The 22,566-nt window shown below is 43.6% G+C and carries 44 protein-coding genes; 4 read left to right on the top strand and 40 right to left on the bottom strand.

The window, feature by feature from the left end:
* Positions 1-29: 29 nt before the first annotated feature.
* The 36 genes from BN1234_RS01805 to BN1234_RS01955 form a co-directional block, all read right to left on the bottom strand.
* Complete coding sequence (locus BN1234_RS01805) at positions 30-221, bottom strand: hypothetical protein (RefSeq protein ID WP_054954962.1); 192 nt, start codon at positions 219-221, stop codon at positions 30-32.
* A complete protein-coding gene (locus BN1234_RS01810; RefSeq protein ID WP_054954963.1) occupies positions 215-1,690 on the bottom strand; it encodes a PBSX family phage terminase large subunit in 1,476 nt (491 codons plus the stop codon). The genes BN1234_RS01805 and BN1234_RS01810 overlap by 7 nt, the downstream gene beginning before the upstream one ends.
* On the bottom strand, positions 1,677-2,126 hold the full coding sequence (locus tag BN1234_RS01815) for a hypothetical protein (RefSeq protein WP_054954964.1): 450 nt from the start codon (positions 2,124-2,126) through the stop codon (positions 1,677-1,679). The genes BN1234_RS01810 and BN1234_RS01815 overlap by 14 nt, the downstream gene beginning before the upstream one ends.
* A 15-nt stretch (positions 2,127-2,141) precedes the next feature.
* Positions 2,142-2,372 carry a hypothetical protein gene (locus BN1234_RS01820; protein WP_054954965.1) on the bottom strand — a complete coding sequence of 77 codons (231 nt, stop codon included), beginning with the start codon at positions 2,370-2,372 and terminating at the stop codon, positions 2,142-2,144.
* A gap of 249 nt (positions 2,373-2,621) precedes the next feature.
* A complete protein-coding gene (locus BN1234_RS01825) occupies positions 2,622-2,870 on the bottom strand; it encodes a hypothetical protein (protein WP_054954966.1) in 249 nt (82 codons plus the stop codon).
* Positions 2,871-3,274: 404 nt separating this feature from the next.
* A complete protein-coding gene (locus BN1234_RS01830) occupies positions 3,275-3,598 on the bottom strand; it encodes a hypothetical protein (RefSeq protein WP_054954967.1) in 324 nt (107 codons plus the stop codon).
* Between the two features lie 96 nt (positions 3,599-3,694).
* Complete coding sequence (locus BN1234_RS01835; RefSeq protein ID WP_054954968.1) at positions 3,695-4,156, bottom strand: sigma factor-like helix-turn-helix DNA-binding protein; 462 nt, start codon at positions 4,154-4,156, stop codon at positions 3,695-3,697.
* A complete protein-coding gene (locus BN1234_RS22405; RefSeq protein ID WP_170307968.1) occupies positions 4,116-4,313 on the bottom strand; it encodes a hypothetical protein in 198 nt (65 codons plus the stop codon). The genes BN1234_RS01835 and BN1234_RS22405 overlap by 41 nt, the downstream gene beginning before the upstream one ends.
* Positions 4,314-4,343: 30 nt before the next feature.
* On the bottom strand, positions 4,344-5,426 hold the full coding sequence (locus tag BN1234_RS01840) for a coiled-coil domain-containing protein (RefSeq protein WP_054954969.1): 1,083 nt from the start codon (positions 5,424-5,426) through the stop codon (positions 4,344-4,346).
* Between the two features lie 130 nt (positions 5,427-5,556).
* Positions 5,557-5,760, bottom strand: coding sequence for a hypothetical protein (locus BN1234_RS01845; RefSeq protein ID WP_054954970.1), 204 nt, complete (start codon positions 5,758-5,760; stop codon positions 5,557-5,559).
* Positions 5,757-6,134 (bottom strand): RusA family crossover junction endodeoxyribonuclease, encoded by a 378-nt coding sequence (locus BN1234_RS01850; RefSeq protein ID WP_170307969.1) that lies wholly within the window; start codon positions 6,132-6,134, stop codon positions 5,757-5,759. The genes BN1234_RS01845 and BN1234_RS01850 overlap by 4 nt, the downstream gene beginning before the upstream one ends.
* A gap of 26 nt (positions 6,135-6,160) precedes the next feature.
* Complete coding sequence (locus BN1234_RS22120) at positions 6,161-6,298, bottom strand: hypothetical protein (protein ID WP_156337105.1); 138 nt, start codon at positions 6,296-6,298, stop codon at positions 6,161-6,163.
* Positions 6,295-6,513, bottom strand: coding sequence for a hypothetical protein (locus tag BN1234_RS01855; RefSeq protein ID WP_054954972.1), 219 nt, complete (start codon positions 6,511-6,513; stop codon positions 6,295-6,297). The genes BN1234_RS22120 and BN1234_RS01855 overlap by 4 nt, the downstream gene beginning before the upstream one ends.
* Before the next feature lie 2 nt (positions 6,514-6,515).
* The gene (locus tag BN1234_RS01860; protein WP_054954973.1) at positions 6,516-7,406 is read right to left on the bottom strand and encodes a replication protein; all 891 of its coding nucleotides are present in this window, start codon (positions 7,404-7,406) and stop codon (positions 6,516-6,518) included.
* 12 nt (positions 7,407-7,418) lie between these two features.
* Entirely contained in the window at positions 7,419-7,601 is a 183-nt protein-coding gene (locus BN1234_RS01865) for a hypothetical protein (protein WP_054954974.1), read from the bottom strand.
* A gap of 170 nt (positions 7,602-7,771) precedes the next feature.
* A complete protein-coding gene (locus BN1234_RS22125) occupies positions 7,772-7,921 on the bottom strand; it encodes a hypothetical protein (RefSeq protein WP_156337106.1) in 150 nt (49 codons plus the stop codon).
* A 12-nt stretch (positions 7,922-7,933) separates the two neighbouring features.
* Positions 7,934-8,176: a hypothetical protein gene (locus BN1234_RS01870; RefSeq protein ID WP_054954975.1), complete on the bottom strand. Its 243-nt coding sequence runs from the start codon at positions 8,174-8,176 to the stop codon at positions 7,934-7,936.
* On the bottom strand, positions 8,173-8,577 hold the full coding sequence (locus BN1234_RS01875; protein WP_054954976.1) for a hypothetical protein: 405 nt from the start codon (positions 8,575-8,577) through the stop codon (positions 8,173-8,175). Before BN1234_RS01875 ends, BN1234_RS01870 begins: the two co-directional genes overlap by 4 nt.
* Positions 8,574-8,939 carry a hypothetical protein gene (locus BN1234_RS01880; RefSeq protein WP_054954977.1) on the bottom strand — a complete coding sequence of 122 codons (366 nt, stop codon included), beginning with the start codon at positions 8,937-8,939 and terminating at the stop codon, positions 8,574-8,576. The genes BN1234_RS01875 and BN1234_RS01880 overlap by 4 nt, the downstream gene beginning before the upstream one ends.
* Positions 8,940-8,941: 2 nt before the next feature.
* Positions 8,942-9,097 carry a hypothetical protein gene (locus BN1234_RS22130; protein ID WP_156337107.1) on the bottom strand — a complete coding sequence of 52 codons (156 nt, stop codon included), beginning with the start codon at positions 9,095-9,097 and terminating at the stop codon, positions 8,942-8,944.
* A 3-nt stretch (positions 9,098-9,100) separates the two neighbouring features.
* Complete coding sequence (locus tag BN1234_RS01885) at positions 9,101-9,502, bottom strand: YopX family protein (RefSeq protein WP_054954978.1); 402 nt, start codon at positions 9,500-9,502, stop codon at positions 9,101-9,103.
* A gap of 36 nt (positions 9,503-9,538) precedes the next feature.
* Positions 9,539-9,742 (bottom strand): hypothetical protein, encoded by a 204-nt coding sequence (locus BN1234_RS01890; protein ID WP_054954979.1) that lies wholly within the window; start codon positions 9,740-9,742, stop codon positions 9,539-9,541.
* Positions 9,743-9,872: 130 nt separating this feature from the next.
* Positions 9,873-11,363 carry a DNA cytosine methyltransferase gene (locus BN1234_RS01895; protein WP_054954980.1) on the bottom strand — a complete coding sequence of 497 codons (1,491 nt, stop codon included), beginning with the start codon at positions 11,361-11,363 and terminating at the stop codon, positions 9,873-9,875.
* Positions 11,364-11,385: 22 nt separating this feature from the next.
* Positions 11,386-11,757: a hypothetical protein gene (locus BN1234_RS01900; protein WP_054954981.1), complete on the bottom strand. Its 372-nt coding sequence runs from the start codon at positions 11,755-11,757 to the stop codon at positions 11,386-11,388.
* Positions 11,758-11,769: 12 nt separating this feature from the next.
* Positions 11,770-12,078, bottom strand: a complete 309-nt coding sequence (locus tag BN1234_RS01905) for a hypothetical protein (RefSeq protein WP_054954982.1) — start codon at positions 12,076-12,078, stop codon at positions 11,770-11,772.
* Positions 12,079-12,130: 52 nt separating this feature from the next.
* Positions 12,131-12,652: a hypothetical protein gene (locus BN1234_RS22670; RefSeq protein ID WP_245640056.1), complete on the bottom strand. Its 522-nt coding sequence runs from the start codon at positions 12,650-12,652 to the stop codon at positions 12,131-12,133.
* A 73-nt stretch (positions 12,653-12,725) separates the two neighbouring features.
* Positions 12,726-12,905, bottom strand: a complete 180-nt coding sequence (locus BN1234_RS01915; protein WP_054954983.1) for a hypothetical protein — start codon at positions 12,903-12,905, stop codon at positions 12,726-12,728.
* 25 nt (positions 12,906-12,930) lie between these two features.
* Complete coding sequence (locus tag BN1234_RS01920) at positions 12,931-13,551, bottom strand: hypothetical protein (protein WP_054954984.1); 621 nt, start codon at positions 13,549-13,551, stop codon at positions 12,931-12,933.
* Positions 13,552-13,555: 4 nt separating this feature from the next.
* Entirely contained in the window at positions 13,556-14,206 is a 651-nt protein-coding gene (locus BN1234_RS01925; protein ID WP_054954985.1) for an ERF family protein, read from the bottom strand.
* On the bottom strand, positions 14,199-14,426 hold the full coding sequence (locus BN1234_RS01930; protein ID WP_054954986.1) for a hypothetical protein: 228 nt from the start codon (positions 14,424-14,426) through the stop codon (positions 14,199-14,201). Before BN1234_RS01930 ends, BN1234_RS01925 begins: the two co-directional genes overlap by 8 nt.
* A 32-nt stretch (positions 14,427-14,458) precedes the next feature.
* Entirely contained in the window at positions 14,459-14,632 is a 174-nt protein-coding gene (locus BN1234_RS22135) for a hypothetical protein (protein ID WP_156337108.1), read from the bottom strand.
* Between the two features lie 87 nt (positions 14,633-14,719).
* Positions 14,720-14,959 (bottom strand): hypothetical protein, encoded by a 240-nt coding sequence (locus tag BN1234_RS01935; RefSeq protein WP_156337109.1) that lies wholly within the window; start codon positions 14,957-14,959, stop codon positions 14,720-14,722.
* Positions 14,943-15,179 carry a hypothetical protein gene (locus BN1234_RS01940; RefSeq protein ID WP_054954988.1) on the bottom strand — a complete coding sequence of 79 codons (237 nt, stop codon included), beginning with the start codon at positions 15,177-15,179 and terminating at the stop codon, positions 14,943-14,945. The genes BN1234_RS01935 and BN1234_RS01940 overlap by 17 nt, the downstream gene beginning before the upstream one ends.
* Positions 15,180-15,281: 102 nt before the next feature.
* Complete coding sequence (locus BN1234_RS01945) at positions 15,282-15,491, bottom strand: hypothetical protein (protein ID WP_054954989.1); 210 nt, start codon at positions 15,489-15,491, stop codon at positions 15,282-15,284.
* 15 nt (positions 15,492-15,506) lie between these two features.
* On the bottom strand, positions 15,507-16,268 hold the full coding sequence (locus BN1234_RS01950) for a phage antirepressor KilAC domain-containing protein (RefSeq protein WP_054954990.1): 762 nt from the start codon (positions 16,266-16,268) through the stop codon (positions 15,507-15,509).
* Between the two features lie 12 nt (positions 16,269-16,280).
* Positions 16,281-16,511 carry a helix-turn-helix transcriptional regulator gene (locus BN1234_RS01955; RefSeq protein ID WP_054954991.1) on the bottom strand — a complete coding sequence of 77 codons (231 nt, stop codon included), beginning with the start codon at positions 16,509-16,511 and terminating at the stop codon, positions 16,281-16,283.
* Between the two features lie 164 nt (positions 16,512-16,675).
* Between BN1234_RS01955 and BN1234_RS01960 the strand changes: the two genes are divergently transcribed.
* The 4 genes from BN1234_RS01960 (at position 16,676) to BN1234_RS01970 (ending at position 20,060) form a co-directional block, all read left to right on the top strand.
* Positions 16,676-17,032 carry a helix-turn-helix domain-containing protein gene (locus tag BN1234_RS01960; protein WP_054954992.1) on the top strand — a complete coding sequence of 119 codons (357 nt, stop codon included), beginning with the start codon at positions 16,676-16,678 and terminating at the stop codon, positions 17,030-17,032.
* Positions 17,033-17,319: 287 nt separating this feature from the next.
* The gene (locus BN1234_RS21675) at positions 17,320-17,535 is read left to right on the top strand and encodes a helix-turn-helix domain-containing protein (RefSeq protein WP_082423063.1); all 216 of its coding nucleotides are present in this window, start codon (positions 17,320-17,322) and stop codon (positions 17,533-17,535) included.
* A gap of 208 nt (positions 17,536-17,743) precedes the next feature.
* Positions 17,744-18,325, top strand: a complete 582-nt coding sequence (locus BN1234_RS01965; RefSeq protein ID WP_054954993.1) for a hypothetical protein — start codon at positions 17,744-17,746, stop codon at positions 18,323-18,325.
* 187 nt (positions 18,326-18,512) lie between these two features.
* Complete coding sequence (locus tag BN1234_RS01970; protein WP_054955005.1) at positions 18,513-20,060, top strand: recombinase family protein; 1,548 nt, start codon at positions 18,513-18,515, stop codon at positions 20,058-20,060.
* 111 nt (positions 20,061-20,171) lie between these two features.
* On the opposite strand, the gene BN1234_RS01975 is transcribed toward BN1234_RS01970, so the two are convergent.
* The 4 genes from BN1234_RS01975 to BN1234_RS01990 form a co-directional block, all read right to left on the bottom strand.
* Positions 20,172-20,480, bottom strand: a complete 309-nt coding sequence (locus BN1234_RS01975) for a hypothetical protein (RefSeq protein ID WP_054954994.1) — start codon at positions 20,478-20,480, stop codon at positions 20,172-20,174.
* On the bottom strand, positions 20,481-20,669 hold the full coding sequence (locus BN1234_RS01980) for a hypothetical protein (protein WP_054954995.1): 189 nt from the start codon (positions 20,667-20,669) through the stop codon (positions 20,481-20,483).
* 66 nt (positions 20,670-20,735) lie between these two features.
* Positions 20,736-21,113, bottom strand: a complete 378-nt coding sequence (locus BN1234_RS01985; RefSeq protein ID WP_054954996.1) for a phage holin — start codon at positions 21,111-21,113, stop codon at positions 20,736-20,738.
* A 14-nt stretch (positions 21,114-21,127) separates the two neighbouring features.
* Complete coding sequence (locus BN1234_RS01990) at positions 21,128-22,333, bottom strand: N-acetylmuramoyl-L-alanine amidase family protein (RefSeq protein ID WP_054954997.1); 1,206 nt, start codon at positions 22,331-22,333, stop codon at positions 21,128-21,130.
* Positions 22,334-22,566: the final 233 nt, after the last annotated feature.

The following is a 22,566-nucleotide window of genomic DNA, read 5'->3' on the forward strand; positions in this document are numbered from 1 at the left end:
TTTATCGGCGGTTGTTGTTTCCTGCATGCTTATCCACCTTCTTTCTTGGTGCCGTTGAGCCATTCATCCACGACACTTATCATCTGCTCTTTCACCTCAGGCGGCATGGGCTTTACTTCGCCTATGAGTTCCCGCAACTTCTGGTTGATCAGCTTAATGGTGTCGTCTTCAAGATTAGGAAGTTTCAGCAGCTCGCCCAGCTTCGTGGCTTCATCTACCATTGCATGTACACCCCTGTCGATTGTTCTTCTGTCCGGAATGGGAACGGCGTTTCTTTCTCCGCCACAGCCGCCGCAAATGCCCGATCATCTTGCTGTCCTCGGCTGTAATACGCAATAGCCAGCGCCATAACCAAGTCATCGTGCGCCCCCTCCTTTGCTTCCGGCTTGCCTTTCTCGTTACGTACAAACGTCAGCATCTCATTCAGTGTGTCCATGTCATTAATCAGGTTTACCGATTCACGAACAATCTTCACCAGCTCCGCAATGGCGCTAGGCCGTGTGAGTTTGTCCGTCCGGAATCCATAAGCCTTTGTTATCGAACCGGTAAAGGTGTCCTCTCTCTCCCGAATGTACTGATTCGTGTACCCAAGACGTGTGAGAACCTTCACCGGATGGCTGCTAAAGTTGGTTTCAATGCTCTGTAATGCGTTGTTGTAATGCTTTCCAAGGCAATACATCTGTTCCGCATATAAATCCTCGTCAAACTGATTCTTATAGACGGCTACTTGCTCGCCTGTGACGTTGTTAATCACCTGACCAATAAAGTTATCTGATCCATCTCCTGCCGTGTCACCGCCAATTACATACGGTATATGAGACAACGGCTTGCGGAACACCTTGATATATCCATCTTCCGCATCAATCCATTGGATCGTTGAGTCGATGATCTTATCTGCTGTATCTTTCCGATAAACAAAATACCCTCGCTGTACCACAGGATCGTGGTTGCGAAGGTATGAGATACGTTCAGATACTTTCTGAGCGTTAAATATGGTTTTACCGAGCACACCCCATTCACCAAGCGCATACACCTGATAAAAGTATGGGTCCGTCTCTTTAAATGCTTCCAGTACCGCAATGGCTTCTTTGTCCAGAAACTTATTATTCTGATACGTTGAGTGAATCGTTGTGGCGTTCGGTTTCTTATGGTCGAAAAACTCTTTCTTCAGCCAATGGTTAATATCAATCGGGTTAAAGGTGATCATCATTTGCTTATAGTTCATCGTGCGTCCCCGGAGACGAATATCAAGCTGCCGGAAGTCCTCAGGCGTGCATTCGCTCGCTTCCTCCATCCATACGCTGGTGACACCGGAAATTGATTTCAGCTTTTCAACGTCATCCAATCCAGCGAACAGGATTTCATTCCCATTAATGCAGCTGATGTGCAGTTCTGAGCTTGTTCCCTTAGGAATCTTGAACAGCTTCTGCAAACCCCAACGGTTAATGACGTTCTTAATCTCCGTAAACACCGATTCGCGCAATGTCTTGGCAACCTTCCGGAGTACGAGGAAACGATGCTTTTGTTCAGTCAGCATACGGACGATGATTTTCTGTGCTGTAAACACCGACTTACCCGAACCGCCGCCGCCCATGAGGACAAGATATCTATCTTTGTTGGTGTAGAGTGGATAGAACTTGTCATTCGTCAGGTTCGGCAACTCGGTTAAATCGATGTTAATCGTCGCCATCGTCACCAAACCCTTTCGGCAGAGATACTTTAAAGCTGAGATCACCCGACACATCCAGATCCTGCTTATCTCTCCATGCCTGCGGCCGTCTGTTCTTGAGCCAGAATATCTGCGCGGTAGTGTCCGGCTGCACTTCCTTGGTCACGCGCTTAGTCTCCTTCATCCCGTCATCCGTAAGTTCTCGTGTAACCTCTATATAGGTATATCCGAGTGCTCGTTTTAGAAGCGCATTCTCAACCTGTACGTCAATATCGTCCTTGCCGTTTTTTAAAGCCTCCGTAAACTCTGGATATTTGTTTTTGTATTCATACAACGTAGCAACGCCTATCCCGAGATTATGAGCGATCTGTTCGTCTATCAAGCCATCCCTAGCCCACGATTCAACGAGGTTGAGCTTAGGTTTAACGTGACTTTCATATTTGCTAGGTCTAGCCATAGTGTTCACTCCTTTCTAATCCAACTTTTCAGCTATCTTTCTTATCCTGAATGAAATATCCCTTGCTAATTCATCGGTCATTTGGACAATGGTGTCACCTTCAGTTTCATGCTCAACACCGTCTATGATACTACTCCCGTAACCGATCCTTGTTCTTTCTGCGTTATCAAGTCCATCCGCAAGCATAGTAAGCCATTCTTTATCTGACATTTCTTTAGGTTTTATTTCATCTGGATTAACTGTCAATTTGATCAACTCCTTAAATAATTATCCGGCCCTCACTTCGTTGGGTGATTCGGTCGCGTCGAAGTCCTTCGGCCAAAAACAAAAAAGAGCAGCATCTCTGCTACTCCTCTGGATCATATTCGATTAACCAAACGCCGTGTTCATTCTTTGCTTTTAATCTTCCATCTTCACACATACGCTGTACCGTGCGGATTCCGATACCTGTCTTTGATGCATATCCTTTAACAGTGGTAACACAGTCCAGCGGAGTTACTTTTTTTCAAATACAGTGACTGGCTCATCAGTTTTTTCAACAATAATGGCCCCTCCTGTAAGAGTTCCAGGCTGTTCAAAGCTTCCAATTGCATTATCCACATGGATTTTATCAAGGTAAATGACAACTCTTCCGCCCCATGATTTGTTTTCTTTGAAGCCTACAATCTTAACATTTCCGTGTTCTTCAGAATGCCTTACTATGCCAATCGTTTCACTAAGGCTCTTCATTACCTTGATTTCCATTTTAATTTCCCCTTTCACCTCATCCGATCTGTCCGGCTTGTTGGTGTCGTATGTACGACTTGTCGATACCAATATATCACCATGTCGCATGTACGTCAATAGGGAATTAAGAAATATTTTTCCAACAAAAAAAGTGACGGTTGCTAATCACGTAATGGGAAGCTTTCACCTCCTTCGTGTATCCGTCACTTTTCTATGGGTTTGTGCCCCGTTATGCCGCGGGGCCCGGCTGATTCAAAATGGCGTGGAGAGCTGGTAGACTCTTAAGAAACAGCGTGACCAGCGACTGCGCATTCAGCTACCGGTGATCATCGTCAGTTTCCTATGATATTATTTTAACACCGACAATGGGGAAATTGTGGGCAATTATGGGGAAGAAATGGGGAGCAGAGGGCGATATTTTTTTATAGTCCTAGTTGTCTGCCGACATATTCATTGACTGCTTGCGTATGCATATCCTTCCAGGACTCAAACTGTGTGGTCTTAGAAATGTGTTGATCGAATACATCATCCGGAATATCCTCAAAATCTTTTACACTGTTCACAACAAACCCTCCACCTTCTAGTAATTCACCGAATGAAGAAAAGTCCGTGTATCTGTTCATGAAAGAAGGAGTAAATAAGTCATCATATGACACTTCATGCGTTCCGTTCAGTCTCTCTGCATTTCTTTGTAACTGTTTCATCTTCTTTTCGAAATCATCAAATCCCTTTAGTTTTATACTCATAGCTACCCCCAAATTATTCGCCCTCTACCACCATTTAACATTATACCAGTAAAATAAGGAGCGCCTTAGCTTAAAAACAGCAGCGCCCCTTATTTATTATGCTGGTTCCTTATACTCCCATCCTGCATCAAACATATGATCGATGTTCGTAATCTCCATGTAATCCCGTTTGAAGGGGACCAGCGCCTTTGCTAAGCTGTTAATCGCCTTCTTATGCTGAGTGGATACCGTCTTACGGTCTTTATGCAGCCGATCGGCAATTTCACTGAGGTTAAGCGTATTACGCTCCATATATTTCATGCGGATGATCGAACGCTGGTCATCACTCAGTACGAAGTCCACCGCCGACTCCAATGTGGTGATAATACGTCCGTACCGATCTCTATCGTAATCTTTATCGTAGTTGCTGAGTCTGAAAGGTGTGCGCTCCTCATAGATCCGTCGGTTGATGTATCCTTCGTCTCCCGACACTTCTTTGCGAATACCACCAAGATTCATGACGGCGAATTTGTACGACCTATAATCCGTCAGCAGATTGATTACCGTTTGATTGTCCATGTTCTCCCTCCTCCTCGATTACTTCCAGCCATTCCGCCTTGTAAGGTATCGCTATACTACTACCTTCCCAACGCACAAATATCCATCCGCCAGATAAGTGAGATACGATCCCTTTGCCACCAATCTTCTTATGCCGTACTTTATCCCCTTTTACCATGTATTACCCCACTGTAAGGGAAAAGCGGCATTAAGCCGCCTCTCCATTCTTCAATGCTCTATATTCCAACGCTGCTACTCGTTGCTCGATCGCCGCAAGACGTTCCTCAACGCTTCCAGCTGCTTCATCTTCCATTTCTCCGTTAACGTCTGCTTGATCCAGTCCGTCGATTGCTGTACCGGCTTCCTGCGGAAAGGGTGTTACCGTCTCTTCCACGTCTTGACGTTGTGCCAGATCCTCATGATTACGTTTTTGTTCTTCGGCTGCTCTTCGAAACGAAGGCGCCTCTTCGGCAGATACCTCCCTATACTTTCCTCTTTCGAGATAATTAAAGGTGATCTCTTCATCTGTTGCGGCAAGTTTTCCGCGGAGCATGCGTCCCTTTAAGTCCATTTCTTCCACGTCATAAATCGCTGGTTTTGCATCCTCTTCCGCCTGACGTTGCTTTTTCCAACTTTCGAGGGCGTCGTTAGATCCGATATCGATCACACGATGAGCATTCACAGCACCGACAGCGATTTCTTTACGCAGATCATCCACCTGGGATTCAAGGCGCTTCACTTCGTTGTTAGCCTCATCCAATTGGCTTGCAGCGGCATCACGTTTGCGTTCAGCTTCCTCCGTCTCAGCTTTAGCTTGTGCCAACTCCAGGCGCAGTTGTGCATTGACCTCATACAGATCGTCATAACGTTTCTGACTAGATTCAATCTCAGCTTTCGCTGCAGCCAGTTGGTCCTCTTTGTTGCGGATCTCATTGAGCAAAGCCTCCTGTCCATCCATCATCAGCTTTTTAACAGCAGCACTTACAACTTGATATGCAAACTCTGCGCCTTCGCTGGTTTCATTCCTAAACAGCTCACGCATCGTTACTCCGTCCACTTCAAGGTTGTCCAAGGTGTATGCGATCTGGCTGTTTGTTTCTTCGACCCGTTGCTCATGTACCTGCTCGTTTTCTGCCAGACGTGTTTCAACATCTAGTTGCTGTGTTAAATCAGCCAACTTCGACTCCAACTCAGCTACTTTATGACTATCTTTCAAGGCCCCCCGTTGATTCTCCGCATGTAATTCAGCCCGTACTTGCTCAATCTTTTGCTCAATCTCATGGATTCCCACTACCCATACACCTCTTCTTCCGAAATAGTTAGTTATTTAGCTTTATTATACCATATTTTGTAGATTAATAGGGTATTTTCTCTCATTTTCTCAATATTTTGTGGTTTTACTCTGGATTACTTCAATTTTGTTACGCCCCCTTTCTCTTATCTCTATCAGGCGGTTTGCCTATCGATTTATGACCATCCATTTTAAACCATCTGGTAGGCTCGTAGAGACGTTTTGTCTGCCGACCATGTATTTGATTAGGTATGAGTACAATCTCCCCTACAAGCCGCCTAGAATCGTTCAGGAGTCCATATCCATCGTTACGGTTAATCCAGCACGCTATCATGCAGCATCTACCTCCCATACTTTGATGACGATCCTCGGTTGAGTCGAATAGTATTTACGGGTTATAAGTGCAACAACTCGGTTGTCATCCTCCCAGGCGATCTTGTTGAGAGAGTCAAAAATACCTTTTACCACATTGTCGATATCTGGCTTCACTGTTGGAAATATCTGACCATTTAATGCAGCTTGCCTATCCTTTTTGTTAAACCTCTTGGGCACCGGGTAATAAAACTCTATTTCAGTAGCAACCGGCCCATTGATCGGTCCCTCGAAATGTTTCTTAGCAGCATATCCGACTATGTTTTTGTATCGCAGATAGTTTTGAGCTGACTGACTCTTCCATTTGCTCCGCTGTGTCATTCTGACCGCACCCATTGGTGGTACATTCACCTCAAACTGGATCATGACGCCACCGGCTCGATCCTCACGTCTGCCACTTGCTTACGCCACTGCTTCATCTGTCCTGTCATCTGCCGTAGTGTGCCGGTATCTACTTCACGACCTTGTACTAATAGTCTGAATTGCATACGTTGACTCATGCCACTCCACCCCGTTTCCTCATCGGGGATCCTTTACGATCCCCTGTTTTAATAATTGGTTTGCCGTATTTGCGGTGAATCTCTTCTAACTCTTCCGGTGATGCTACCCTTTCGACCAGAGACTCCATTGATCGCTCTATTTCAGTTGCTCCGATTAGCTTCCCCGGTTCAAATGGTCTTGGTACTGGCGTGTGCTTACGGTTGTATAGACTCATTTTTAACGCTCCTTTTTAGTAGCAGCCATTTCTTCGGCAGCTCGTATCATTTCCTCATACTCTTCGTCTGATGGTCCCGGTCCGTGTGTTTCTCCTACGGCCATCGGGATAATAGGCTTGTCCTGTTTGCGATATTTGTTAAATGGGACTGTGTTCTGTTGTAGTCGTTGTGCATTCTTCAGCGCTTTGGCTTGTTCTCGGCTGGTAATTCCGTTTTCGACCCAGCGTTGTCCTATGACTTCTAAAAATCTCAAGTTAGGCTTTGTCGAACTTTCTCCGGCTTCATAAAACAACTCGACTATCATTTCATCACTCTGTCCGGATGCTCGAAGCTTCTTCACGTAATCTCTAAAAACTGAAGGCATTATCAATGGTCCGAATATTTTTGTGAAAGCATCCATAACCATTTGTTCGTTCACGTCTGTAGAAGAAGATATTTCTTTAATACTTTCTTTAAATACCTTTCTTTCTTGGGACTGCAATTGCAGTACACCCCCTGTACTCCGATTGCAGTCCACCCCGTCCTCCATTTGGGGTACTGTACTCTTTTTGGGTGACTGTACTCTAATTGCAGTACACCCCTCCAATTGCCACTCACTAAAATACTTGTTGAAACCTATATGTCTGCTTGTGGTGTAAGAGCCTTCTGAATAAACTTTTATCACCTTCATGTTGATCAATTTATCCAGCTCTTTCTTCACTTGGTTTCGAGTCGAACCAATTGCTTCCGATATGAATGAAAGTGATAGTTCATGGCTTTTCCGTTGAAACCCATAAGTGTTACGAAGTATGCATATGATGATTCTGTATTGAGTTCCATTGAAGGGACGCTGCGCTATTTCCTCAAGGATCTCATTAGTTATTCGTGTATATGGTTCGTCCAGGTGTGACATGTGCGCACCACCTTAAGCTCCCTTTTTAGTGTGTTTCAAGTCCAGTAGGTTGTTAATCTTCATCTTGGACCATCTGATCCGTTCCTCTGCCCAAGCCTTGCCGCCACTATCGTCCATCCGTTCACAATGCCATAGGTCCTGTGTGGCTCGAGCGAGCTCATCTTCCCATAGTTGCAATTCGTTGTTAGGTGTCACTGTTATACCTCCCTAGCCTCAACTTTTACGTATTCAACCCCACTACATATAGGGCAATCCGGATGATTTTCAGATTCGGTATATCCTCGCCCGTTACATCCATAACACTTTTCGATTTCTCCAGATAGACAGTGTGTCATGTTGTTTCCTCCCCTGGTAGGTTGATATCCTTAATGTTCACTGAAGTATGATCCTTTCTCATGACCGCATTTGGTGCAGACAATGTAGATCCGATCACCACGCAAATTCTGAAACTTGCTCGTTTTTGTGAAATGTTGATAATCGTGTCTGCAGAACAATCGCTTTATCCATTCGATCATGCTTCTTCCTCCTTAACCCTCGTCCGAATAGACTGTATTTTCCGTCAAGTCATACACTGCATGATGCTTATCTTTGCTTTCCGTCAATTTCGATTCCTCATAATCAACGTAATGGCATTTGCCCGAGAAGGTGATCTGCTTTTGGTGTTTCCAGAATGAAATTTCATCAACTAGAATCAGATATTCAGTGCTTTCAGACTCCATCAGGAAACGTTGTTCAGGGGTTAATTGGATTTTTACGAGACCATCATTCATTTTGCTTCTTCCTCCTTTGGGTAAAGGGATGACAAGGCTTCTTCTAAAACGGAGGTCATACTTTCAGCAGCATCCCAACCGTCATATACTTCGTTGCCCTCTTTGATTGCTCTTTCCATTGCTTCCCTTAACTTCTGTTCCTTAGCTTTAATCTCTGCCAGCTCTCTACGCTGATCTATAAACCTTTGTCTGTCTGCATAGTATAGAGCGTTCATACGGGCTAGTTCTTCTTTGACGGTTCGTAGATCGGTGTGGAGGTTGTCTGCACGTTGTTTCTCTGCTGCGTATTGTTGGAGCCAGTAGATTGTTATGTCTGGTTGTTCTGCCAATAACAGTTCCCTCGACCAAGGACTGTTTATTTGCTCACACAGTTTCATATCCTTTTGCCAGTCTCTACTCATTCCACTACCTCCACCTTATTTAATGGCACGATGTAGGTTCTACCATCATGTGCAAGAGCCGCATATGTTCCGAATCTCTCGACTCTAAGGTGGTCAACTATAGCACCATTTAGATTTGGAAACTGAAAATCACTGTAGTTCACCTTATCTCCCGGCTTAATGGTGGGTACTGGTGGGGTGTCGGAAACATATTCATACTTGCCTGACTCGATCTGTCTGATGATATCTGTTAAAACCGTTTCACGACCCAAGTAAAATCTGGTGTTCTTCTCGTTAAACTTTTCCTTGATGCAAAACTCAGCTTCCTTCTTCAAGCATTCCAGCAACCAATTGCCGTCTATTAGCTTTACTTGGTTATTCATATCTACCCCTCCAAATCCTCGTTACAATCCGAGCAATATTCTGCGTCACTTGCTTTTAGCTCAACACCCAACGTATCAAGCACCTTTTGGGGCAATGGTCCGTTAGTGCATCCGACTTCTTCACCAGTTTCTTTTTTGATGATGGTAAAGTGGCTCATTCTCTACCCCTCCAATAGATCGGGATTGTCCCACTTGCTACCGCGAACAACGCACCCATCAGGTATCCATTCAAAGCGACCATGAAAGCTTGAGACTTCCCAACGATGGTCATTATCGTCCCATTCAACAGTTCCTACGTATTGCAAGTCAGGATCGAGGTTGCCGGGTGCATAAAGGTGGTCACCGTCAAATATTTCGTTCTTTTCTTCGTCCTTTTTCCCTGTGTATTGACCTACTGTTTCGGGATCGACGTTTATGCTCGCCCACGCTCGGTATCCGTCACCGCTGCGCATTTGAATTCCTGTTGTCCAACCGCCTGTTGAACCATGCATATATACAAAGTTGCCGTAAATCCACTCACCGTTATCTATTCGCTTACCTCTGAATTTGATTCCACGTTTCATATCTTCTCTTCTTCCTCTCTAAAGGGATGGAATACCTTATACGAACGTAACTGCTTCCTCTGTCTCTTCATCGAATACAGCAATCCACGGAACAGTTTTTAACTGTTTTCCACATTCATTACATGTGAGTTTATCAAAGTGGTCATCGTCACCATCTACCCAATCTTTAAAATCGTAATCCGCATATTCAAAACTCATTGCCGAGCTGCATTTAGGGCATGGAAATGTTAGAACTGGCATTGTATTTCCTCCTTTGGTTTTGCGGCTTGCCGCCATCGTTCCGACAGAATATGCTCAGCGATTAGCGGCGGCCGCATAAGGTTGTATAAGGGTTATTAAGGTATATGTGGAGGATGTTACTCCACTGGGGTTAAATACTGAACTGCAGCTGACCTTCTGCTTGACGGTATCGTTCAATTGCCAGTCTCCGACCGGATCCAACACACAATTCCGGAAGGTTTGCATTTACCAATGCTTGTGCGAATGGTGGAGGAACCGCATTTCCACACCGTGCAACTTGGGCGCTCTTTGAATACCGTTTTCCATCCGCATCCACGTCAATGATGTAGTTCGATGGAAATCCTTGTGCCGCAAACAATTCACGAGGTTCAAGCATACGCATTCCGATATCCACGATCTGATAATCCACGCCGTGAACGGTGACAAGTCCGAACCGGTCTTTTGTTGTGACGGTATGCAGCGGTTCATTTAATCTCTGACCGTTTTCTTCGTTGCCGTAATATTTCATCAGGAACGCCCTGACCTCTCCGAAGTTGTTTCCTCCGGCCGTAACGGTGTGAAGTGGTTTATCAAGACTAGCGCCGTATTCTTGGCCTTTCATTTTGAGAAGATGACTTGTAACAAGTGCGTATCTGTTAGCTGTGGGTATCGTCATGATAGGAGTGTCCATTGTCTGTCCTCTGGTTTCGTGTGGTGCGGTCTCGGTGTAGTATTGGGCGAGGAATGCTGTTACAAGAGCGTTATGGTCTGTCATCGTAACCGTGTGTAATGGGTCATCTAACGAACTGCCAGCTCCTGTATAGTTTCCACCATAGTGTTTCGCAAGAAAACCCAATCCTCCCGGAACGATGTATGGATCTGGATTGTCGATAATGAATTTCTGTATACCTCTTGCAATCCGGCGCATCGTATTTTCCGCTAACGGTTTCTGTCTATCGAATATGCTCGGACATGGGGCAGACCAATCAATAATTTCTCCAGCTGTGCGCCATGGTTTTAACCTTTTGGATTTCACTTCTTCACTGTTTGGATCACCGTGTGTAGGCTTCGGCCATGTAATTGGTCTGCTGTCACGCCGGGCGATTAAGAAGAACCTTTTTCGAATCGTTGGTGCTCCATAATCACAGGCTCTAAGTTCCTTCCAGTCCACTTTGTAACCTTGCCGCTCAAGTGCATTTACAAATGAGTTGAATGTTCTGCCCTTTTGGTTTGGATCCGGTTGACCATCTATCACAGGCCCCCATGTTTTGAATTCTTCTACGTTTTCCAAGATGATTACTCTTGGTTTCACTGTTGCCGCCCATCGAATGGCAACCCATGCTAGTCCCCTGATGTTCTTGTTAACCGGTTTGCCGCCTTTTGCCTTGGAGAAGTGTTTGCAGTCTGGTGAGAACCATGCCAGCCCTACAGGGCGACCAGCAGCGGCTTTTCTCGGGTCAACCTCCCAGACATTTTCACAATAGTGCTCTGTTTCGGGATGGTTTGCCCTGTGCATTGCTATGGCTGCAGGATCATGATTGATGGCTATATCCACGCTACGCCCGACAGCTATCTCAATACCCGTGCTTGCCCCACCGCCGCCGGCGAAGTTATCCACTATAATTTCTTGCAAGGTGCTCATTCCGTCTTATCCCTCCTTGGGTTTATAGGGCTTCCCTAGCGCGTTTTCCGCTGTCATCATCAATTGGGATGAAGCCCACTTTATCTAAATGTATTGGGTCGTAATTATCCTCATCTGCGTACCATTTCAGCGCTTCATCCTTACGTTCGATCTCTGCCAGTAGGTATGTGATGTATTCAGGGGCTTTAGCGATGAATGTAGCGTCATTCTCATGGTTTTCGTTCCTGAAACAGGTCGGTGTAAGTGACTGAGTTAGGGCAATATGTCGATACGTTCCTTTTAACGGATGCCCGTCCTTCCACTCGATGGATATACCGTCCGTATCCCATTCATATTGTGTTGATGCTGCCGCCAGCGCTTCTTTTATCTCGTCTATCTTGTTCTGTTCGCTCATTGTTATCTCTCCTTAATTGACTATGACTTTTTTGCCATTCTCTCCGAATTTCCAACCCGTTTTTCCTGTTCCGTAGCAATCCGGGCAACCGTACCCAGTATCCATTGGATGATCCCGGTAGACTCCACCGCCGCCACACCATTTGCAATCTGGAAGCTGATCGAATTTGTATTCGTCCGAAGCAAGGTATTCATTCCACTCCGCAGCAATCTCTTCAATTTCTTTCTTTACTGCTTTCTTCGTTTTCCGGGAAACTAATCGCAAGTCCTCGCCTTTCCGGGAAAATTGTTTCCAGTGTGAATTTTTATAATTAGGACGCATGTTATCTCTCCTTATATGGGGGTATGATTCGTATTTCGTTCGGAATGCGACATTACTCTTCGTTCTCCAATGCATTGTTAGCGATCTCGAATACCTCATCTGGCATTGAAATATTTAAGCAGACGATCTTTTGCAATGCCTTCCGATATTTCTTTGCTTCTTGCTCCATCTGATCAAGTTTCTCGGCTTCCGATAACTCTCCGTTCAAGTTTCGGATCGTTACAGAGTACCTCCCCGATTTATCACGTTTTTCAAGTGTTATTGTTAGAAAGTTCTTTCCTCCGTTTTGCTCGAACAACTGGGTTAGCATTTCATAGAACACCATTGCAGGTTGACCACTTGCCGTGAAATCTGTATCTTGGACTCGCTTCAACGTTAATTCCTTTTCTTTTTCCAATTGTTCGATCTTTCCAAGTAATTCATGGTACTGACCATGCCTTTGAACAACACTATGGCAGTCACCTACGGTCAAGGCTCCTACAGGATCTTTTGCTATCCATTGCCTGCTTGCTTCTCCCATGATGTATCCGAATTGATGCTGATTATTTGCAATAAATCGTTGGACTTCATCCATTTCGTCTGCTCCTCTCGTTATTTCGCTTTATATGTCTACTACTCACCACTATCGTTATATGGGGGTATGGGGGTTAAGCCTGCTTGTATTTGTCTAGCAATTCACCACTAAAGCAAGCGCCTTTCTCTGGACCGCCTCTTTTTATCTTCCAACCCGAACTACAAGATTCGTCTCCATTACCGCCGCGGTTACATTCAGAACAAGCTACGAACAACATTCCTCTTGAATCTGGTTTGCTATGTTTTGGTTTCATCGTTTATTCGCTCCTTTGATATGGGTTAATCCTCAAAATAATGTCCGTATCCATGATTAGGGTGATAACCGGCTGCTTGATTTAATCCGTTTACAACGTCAGTCATCAGCCCTGCCAAGACATACAACTGCTTCTCCGGTAAAGACTCAATCAAGCGCTTCTCTTTGGCTCTTAGCGGTCTTCCGGCTGATGTAGATAGTAATGTTATGACCGGATCTAATCGTTCATCCTGCAGGCGTTTAGCAACTTCTTCCTCTGCTTTGATTGCTTCTTTCCTGCGGTGTTCTTCCCAGTCTTGTTCGTCATACCAGAAGCATGGGCCGTGTCTCTCTGTGTACACTTTGATCCAATGCTGCAGTTCGCCTTCGTTGTCGTGAAATCGTTGATTGCAGACGCCATTGACTCTCATTCCGTTGGTCTTTACACCTCTACCGTCTCTGGTCCGGGGCATAACGTGGTGTGTTTCTGTGTCCGGCAGTCCGCATCCGCAATGACAGCGACCACCTGCTTCTTCTATTAGTTCCTTTACAACCTTTAAAGGGAAGTCTGCTCGATCCGCCCGGGAAGGGCGGCCTTGATGATGGGCTAATATGTTTTGCCGCCATGGGGCTATTGGTTTCTTGGGTTTCTTTCTTGGCAGTGCCATGTGATCACGCTCCTACAGGATAGTTGTTAAGCAGATCAATCATTTCACTCGCCTGCTTCTTGGTCAGTTCCTTTATGCTTTCTTGACCGCTCATTTCCTCGATGATTCGTTTAAAGTCCTCATCAGCAATGCGTTTATCATTTTTAAGTTTCTGGCAGTAATTGATCTGCGCCGGGCTGATTAAATTCCCTGCCGGTTGACTAGAGCGCTGTTGGCTCGGCTGCCTCTGTGCGGCTGGTCTGTTGTTTTGCTGTTGTCCTGCGCTTGCCGCATTGCCGTCATCGTCGTCACCAAGGGAGAGAGATAAAGCAGCAGCGTAGCTGTACCGTCTAGCGTATGTGATGGCCGATCCAGCGCCCTGCGGATCCAGTTTCACGGGTCTGAGTGTTAATGGTTCAGATTCAATCCATTCACCGGATGAATGAAGGATCATGGTCCGGATTGTGATTCTCTCTCCATCCCCTCCGGGGAACTGCATAACCGTCAGGCCGTGTTTATGAAGGATTGGTTTGGTTTCATCGATCATGTGATCTAGAGAAGTGTATTGTGATCTAAAGTGTGGGTTCTCCGAATCGTGGGAGATTGAACGAACTTCTCCATGGAAGGCGACCAGTGCCGCCGCAATCTTTGTGATGGACTCACTTTTGCTACACATTCGCTTCAACCTCCTCGATTTCATAAGTGATTTTCATCAATACCGCCTCGTATTTAAATGGCTGTGGCGGTCCGTATCTTCCTAACAACCATTGAGCATAGTCATCATCAATGCTGTTGAAATGGATGGCCTTAAGAAAGTCCGTCACTGGTTGGGAATGTGGGTCAAGATAATGCGTCTTATCCTTGCTCCGTGGGACATAACGATATTTAATTTTCATGGAAATCTTCCTTTCGCCGTGCTATAATCCGATTAATAATAATTTTTAAATCGTTCGTCTCGGGTCGCTGTTGCTGCAGCGGCCTGTTCCTTTCTATAAGTCCTAATCATGTTGGTGAGGTACACATTCAGCAGCGTCTTATTCAGCGTTCCTCTCTGTTTCGCGATCTTTGCAAGCTCCAGGTATGTCGTTCTTGGCGTTGCCATCTTCTTTATCCCCTCTCTTTTTCGTATCGCCTCCCCATCCGTAGTGTTCTAAGATGTCATCCACTGTCTTAAACCATTGAACTTCCTTCATGCGCTCTTTCTCACGTCCTCATCAAATTGTCTGCGGAACTCGTCCATCAGGCGTTCTTGCTCTTCCCGGACCATAACCTCGGCTTCGTATTCGCTCAAAGGTTGGATGAACACCGGGGTGTACCCGGCATAGTGCAGCGACCGGATCAGGCTCGTGTAATCGGTGTCTGACCAACTGAACGTCCTCCCGCATTTTGTAACTACATAGAACTCAGTCAGCTCAGCTTGCATCGTCATAGCCTCCTTCAAGGCGTCTCACTGGAGTAAAGATGTTGCAGTCTACCGCCTCAAGCATGCAGCTCCGGCAGTGTGGCTGGTGATCCTCATACACTTCATAGATTGCTGGCTTACCACATCCGCAGCGGGTGTAGGTTGGTTCGTGCTTAACTTCCTTTTGTCTAAAGGGATATATAGGTGTAAGAATCCGGTTCTCAACTTCTTCTCGTTTCTTAGCCATTTTTTGTAATTCCTCCTTGTGAAATAATCCACTGAAGATCAATTTGTAGTACAATGATGGTAGATAACTAACTACATATAGTGCTTGTCCAATGCGCGAGGGCTAAACCGCCTCGCCTTTCGCAACCATTTCATCGATGATAGACCACGCCGCCATAGCGATTTCACGGTCCACTTTTTCGCGTTCTTCTTTCGTCTTACATACATAAGAAGTATCAATAAGTACCTTGGTATTACCGAATTTGTATTCCGCTGCGATCATCGAATCACCTCGATGAATCTTATGCGCTAAGTTGGACCGGACAACTTCCATGGGGTGAAGCACCTCCTAAGCTGATTGATTTTTAAATTTGTTGAGGAAGTACATTTGACCTCTGCCGGTGACTACAGTTGTTTTTGAGATCCTTGGTTCCTCGCCAGGGTTGTTTATCGTGCGTGTTTTTACTTCGAAGAGCCTTAGATTCATGGAACGTTGTGTTGGCATATTGTAATGATCACCTGACTTGCCTAGGTACCCGTTATCTCTAAGCCAGCGGTATAACCGTTTCTCGCCAGTGTCAACTCCGTTTTGTTTAAGCAGCTTCGCAAGGTTGGCAATTAGAATGCAATCATGTGAAGTCTGAAGCGATTCAGCGAACAGCACTAATGGTTTATCTGTAGCAACCTTATGTTCCAATTCAGCCCGGGCTTCCTTTTCTTTCTTCAGCTCTGTGAACACCTTGATCATGAAGTCGGGATCGTTCATCATGCGTTCAGCCGTTTCTACAGTTGCGTATACTCCGTGTTTGCGGATGCTTGGGAGAACTTCACTGGTAACCCATTTTCGAAATGCTTTTGCTTCCGGTTTACGACTCTCTAAAATCACATCATATAATCCATCTTCGTTGATGATTGTCGTGTCCTGTGTTCGGCCAAGAGAATCAGGGATGGGGTATGTTGAACATACGTCATCATTTAATCTCTGCCGGACAACTCTTGGCGCTAAATTTAAAACCTCACATACTTCTTTAAGTACAAACCAAGGTTGTCCGTCGTTATCAATCGTTCTTACTAGCGATTTGCCAAATTTAAAAGTTTGTAATTTGTTCATTCGGACATCTCCTTAAGCAGATTTTTCTTTCTGTTTCACATGTGTAACACTTGTCTTAAAAAAAATATCTCTTGGATCTCGTTCAAGCGCTTCACTAATTGAGATGAGTAAGTAACCAGATGGTTCTTGTCCCTTCAACTCGATATTAGTAATTGTCTGACGAGAAGTGTTAGAACGTCGAGCCAACTCTGCAACTGACATGCCTCTCTCTTTCCGTAGCTTTCGAACTATGTTGTTTAACATGTGTAACACCTCCTTGTCACTAATGTAACACATGTAAAACAAAAGAGTCAAGTATGATTTACATTTATTTTATTTTGTTTTTGTTATACGTAATGTAAAGTAAGTATTACAGGGAATAATATTTGTATGATTGTTTTTAGTCGATTAAATGAAGGTGGTATCTAATGTCTGATTTAGGGGATTTGTTAATTGAATTAAGAGGAAAAGAATCATTAAGAGATGCAGCTAATCGGATTGGCATTAGTCATACTTATTTGAGGATTCTAGAAAAAGGGGTTGATTTGCGATCTGGTAATCCAGTTAAGGCGACAGCTGATACATTAAAATTAATTTCTAAAGCTTACAATTATCCGTATCAAGATTTACTCCGGGTAGCGGATATCATTGATGACGAAATTAAAGATAATTTAATTATTGAAGAAAAGTTAAAATTAGCGGACACAATACTTAGTCTTCCAGAAAACGAAAAGAATTTAGTCCTGGGTATGATAGAAACATTAAAAGAAAAAAGAGAGAAATAAAATATCCGGCCCTCCCGGGCAGGTACCGGATATCACTACTACTCTATTAGTTTAATAACTCGGCTTATTGCATTTTCTAACTCATGCAACTTTGCTGCAGAAACTTCTTGGAGCATTATCATGAGTTCGCTTTTGCTTGTCTGGAGAATAAATTCAATTATTTCATCATTAGACATAGCTACAGCTCCATTTCTCTAGTTGCGATCACTTTATAAATTACATTTTAAGCGAACGCCCGTTCTTATTCAACAACAAATTTCATTTCTTTACCAAAGCGAGGCATGATCATGGTGTACCAACCTGGTCGATGCCTACTCAAGCAGTTGCTTCATAAAATCGGCAAGGATCAACAATGGCTATGCGATGTTACGGGCATCAGTAAGTCTCAAATATCGATGTACGTAAACAATAGACGAATAATGACATTACCCACAGCAATGACTATTGCGGCTGCTATAGGTTGTACGATTGACGATTTATATGAATGGATTGTATGTAGGTAGGCGAGTAGCAAATGCTGCTCCGACCGATGGTTAGTTCACTATATAGTAAACTTAACAGCGCTGTTAATACCTCGTTTGCTAAATATAACATAAATTGTCGAAAAATGGCGAGATAATTGTCGCCTTTATGTACTTCCCGTATTATAGAATCTATAATGGCAAAAGAAGGTTATTAAGCAAATACCCCAGCCGATGGGGAGTTAAACAGGTGAAGATCGTGAAAAAGAATTTAGCTTCTCTAGGAAAGTATGCTCTAATACCATTGTGCATCGTTCTTTTCGGTGTTTTTATTTATCCGACCATATATAAATTTGATAAACTCGAACAAAAATTCCCGGTGAAAATAAACAGGATCACTGGCGAAACTAAAATACTTACAGATCAAGGTTGGCAAGATGCTGAAGATTATAATAATGCTATCAATGAGATGTATAACTATAAGATGGCGATAACTGAACAGATCAACGCACAAAACGAAAACATTAAAGACTTGGTTCTAGCTGATATACAGTCTCAACTTGATGAAGTAATGGAAAATATAAAATCAACTTATGTTTATGAGGAAGATCCTGAACAACTGAAATTAGGGGCAACTAAAGCTGATTCTTTTTATGAAAAATTTAAAAAAGGTGATCCCCCTGAAAGAGTAAAAGAAGTCATGGGAACTCCGGATTCGATTTATGAAGTCGGTCCGTTTGAGACTTGGGGTTACGGTTCGTCTACTGTTAAGTTTGAAAACGGAAAAGTTACTGGTTGGGACAATGTAGATGGTATTTTACAAATCGAATAACTTATTTCATTTGCCAAAACCAATTAAATATGCTCCGAATAATCGGAGCTTTTTATTTTACCTTTTTTAACCTAAAATACAGATAACAATGTAATTGTTTAACACAGGAGGGTGGGGCATGACTAAATATCTCGTTAAGCATCTTGCAGCTCACACGGACATATCTGGCGGCAGGTATAATGTCACCATGTACAAGGTGGCAATCTACCTTCGAAAGAGCCGCGCCGATTTGGAACTTGAGGCACGCGGTGAAGGAGAGACTTTAGATAAACATAAAAAAGCCTTACTAAAATTAGCCCAGCATCAGGGTTATAACGTCATTCGGATCTTCGAGGAAATTGTATCTGGCGAAAGTTTGTTTAACCGACCAGAAATGAATGAGTTATTAAAGTGCGTTGAAAAAGGAGAATTTGACGCTGTTCTTGTTATGGATGTTGACCGACTAGGCCGTGGTAACATGCAAGAGCAAGGTCTAATTCTTGAAACTTTTCGAGAATCCAATACTAAGATCATTACCCCACGTAAAACATATGATCTAAATGACGAATTTGATGAAGAGTACTCAGAATTTGAGGCTTTTATGGCGAGAAAAGAATTAAAAATAATCACTCGGCGGCTTCAGGGCGGCCGTGCTCGATCGGTTGATGAAGGTAATTATATTGGCACACGCCCACCATATGGATGGAGCATCAAAAAAGAAGGTAAATCAAGATGGCTTATACCTCATCCTGAACAATTCAAAGTTATGAACATGATATTCGAATGGTATACTCATGAGGACCCAAATAAAAGACTTGGTAGTGATAAAATCGCAAACCAACTTAACGAACTTGGGTTTAAGTCATATACAGGGATACCTTGGAAGTCCTCTTCTGTTCTAACTATAATCAAGAATAAGGTTAATATTGGATTTATCGAATGGGGAAAGAAAAAGTCTGTAAAAACACCAACGGGAAGAAAAGTGCGGCAGCGAGATCCGAAAGATGTTCGTTCCCCCATTGGTAAGCACAATCAATTTATTACTGATGAAATGAGAGAGCGTTTTACGAAAGCGCAAGAAATATTAAAAGGAAAGTATCATGTTCCATACCAGTTAGAGAATGGAATTACTAACCCTTTGGCTGGAATCATTAGATGTGCAAAATGTGGAAGTTCAATGGTATACCGCCCCTATGCTGATCAACCAGCACATATAATGTGCTATAACAGAAAACGATGCGACAATCGCAGCTCTCGTTTCACTTTTGTAGAAGACGCGGTGATCTCTGGCCTTGAAGAATGGCTGAAACATTATAAGACAGAATGGAATAAACATAAACGTGCGGATAACTCTGGTTCTGAAATTGAACTGAAGCAAATGGCTGTCACTGCATTGCATAAAGAATCTGAGGAACTCGTGAAACAACGTGGGCGCATTCATGATTATTTTGAGCGTGGAACTTATGATGAAGAAACCTACTTAGAACGTTCGCAGAGCTTAGCTGCTCGAATGGATGAAACTTATAAAGCCATCGAACGAGCTGAACAGGAACTTGAAAATGAAATGAATCGATTGAATGCTCAGCATAACATTATCCCAACCATACAGAATACGATTAAGTTGTATAAACGGACAACGGATCCGGCTAAAAAAAATGCACTGTTGAAGTCCATCCTGGTATCTGTCGAATACCGGAAAGAACGTCATCAGCGCAACGATGATTTTGAAATAAAACTGAATCCAAAAATTGATTAACACTTCACACCCTATGTGCCGCATGGGGTGTTTCTATTACAGATAACCTAATGATGTTAATTCATTAACACTTGGGCGTTATCTGTATCACTAACCTGTGGATATCTTTTATCACATCGGACGTGCGTCCGCATACACCCATTCGTTATTATGATAAACGTATTGATATGAGAACTTATCATGATACACCCATGCTACCTGACCATTCTCCGGATTTGATGGCAACTCACTTAGTGTAAAGAATCCATCCTTAGAAGTTTGAGCATACACATCCCGGCGCCACTGCTGCAGCTCATAGACATTGGAAGCCAACTGCAGGATTTTTTCTGGTGTGCAGTCAACCCACCAGCCGCGGTTGATCATGTGATCGGATATTTCCTTGGCTAAGATATCAATGAATGGTGATGATGGTACTGACATTTAAAAAATTTCTCTACAGTCGCCGATTTTCACGGAACTTCCGACTTCCTTTTCGGCTTTTTCTTGTGCCATTTTTTCAACTTCTTCAAAATCCGTTGAATCAGTTTTAATAATGACATAGCCCGACTTTTCTACTGGTGTATCGTAGTTACGATCAAAGTACATATATTCAATCTCATAGGTTTTCATGATTTACCATCTCCTTTACCGTATTATAACAAAAAAAGAGCCCGCCAGTTACGGCAGGCTCATACTTTAACTCGCTTTATCTTCGATCACTAATTTCTTCTTCGCGTTATATTCCAAACAAGCCCTCTCAATGGCTGCTGTAATCTCTTTATCCGATACGTTAATACCAATATCCCCTAATTTTGAGGACGCATAGATAAATGCCTGAGCCATCTTATTACGACTGGACTCGCTCTTGAACACTGTTTCCGCATGAGCAAAGGCTTCATTCGCAATCTTATGGAATATTTCTCGTTGATTCTTATTCTTGATCGTGTCGATGGCTGATTTTATTTTAAACTGCAACAGCCCGAGTCCGGCCAGAACAACCACCGTCAGTATCTTGATAATCTCAATAACCAACTGAGACAACATAGGGGAAACTTCATTCCAGATTTGTTCCATGATTATCACTCTCCTTATTTAGTGTAAATGTCCACTCGATTTGGATTTTCCTTATCCCAAAAAATTCGGGCATTCAGTAACTTGGTCAAGTCCCGGCTCTTTACGAAACCAACGCCTCCGAAATTCTGTGTATCGACGGCATTTCCGTTAATTGTCACTTTCCCATCTTTGTAGCCAATCCGACCGCCGAGCATTTCACCGATAGGACGTGAAGGAATCCATGTCGTTCCTTTGATGTTATATCCGGTATACCGCTCCTTCTCTCCTGAATGTACGGTAATTTCCATTTCTGTGTACGTTGGTTTCTCTGCTTTCTGCTCCACTTTTACGCCCAGGTATTCATAAATGCCTTGGACTAAAGCTTCGATCACACGGTTCTGGTGATCTTGGCTAAACAGTTTATCTTCTTCCTGCGGGTTATTGATAAACCCAACCTCTACCAGGATGGCAGGCATGTCCGTTTCTCGCGTAACATGAATATTCTGATATCTGACGCCACGATCCTTGAAGCCTGTCGCCTTAATCAAATGTTTATGAACAGTTTCAGCAAACTTCCGACTCTCTGCTCTTGTATAAAGTGTTTCTGTTCCGGTCGCAATCGAACCGGCACTATTTAAATGGATAGAAAGAAACGCATCGACTTTGTTCTTTTTGGCAATCGTTACTCGATCCTGCAAGGGTATAAAAGTATCATCTGACCTGGACAGGATAGGTTGAATTAACCCGTCTTTTTTCAATCGTTCTGATAGCTTTTTTACCATAGTTAGAGCGTAATCTTTTTCCCTTTTCCCACTAAACCCAATCGCACCTGGATCATGTCCGCCATGTCCTCCGTCAGCTAGCAGCTTCGTCATTTTTAAGTCCCTCCGTTTCATGGATTTTTCTGCATCTCGGGCAGTAATACGCATCGCCCAAGAGGATATAAAGGATGTGCTTCGCTTCTTGACTGAGTCGTTCGGTTTTTCTTCTCCAATGTTCACAACCCATGGTTCAATCCTCATTTCCTTCATGATTAATTCAAGGTTTTTCATTATGACAAGCTGATTCCCCATGTAGACCCGAACCTCACTGTCGTCCGAAAATAAAAAGGGTAAGAATTTCTTCAGCCGATTTTTCATTTTTTTCTGCTTTAAAAGCAAAAACACGATTGCCCCTGCAGAACTCAGGGACCAACCGTGTCTAAAGATGGATTCAAACAGCCCGATTAATAGATCGTACATCATCCACCACCGGGTATAGCAGTTTATCTCTTACATCAGGACCACAAAATAAAAGGACTAAATACAACGTGTAATTAGATACAGCGCTATCTAAATCATCATCTTCCATATCTATATATTCCATGTTTCCCCCAAAACAAAAAGAGCCCGAGGGATGCTTTCCCTGGACTCTTTTCGACCTATGCCTTAGGTTTTGTAGTTATAATTTACCAAGTTACCTAGTGCTTGTCAAC

It is taken from the genome of Paenibacillus dakarensis, assembly GCF_001373415.1.
In the GTDB taxonomy this organism is placed as follows: domain Bacteria; phylum Bacillota; class Bacilli; order Paenibacillales; family Paenibacillaceae; genus Paenibacillus_AQ; species Paenibacillus_AQ dakarensis.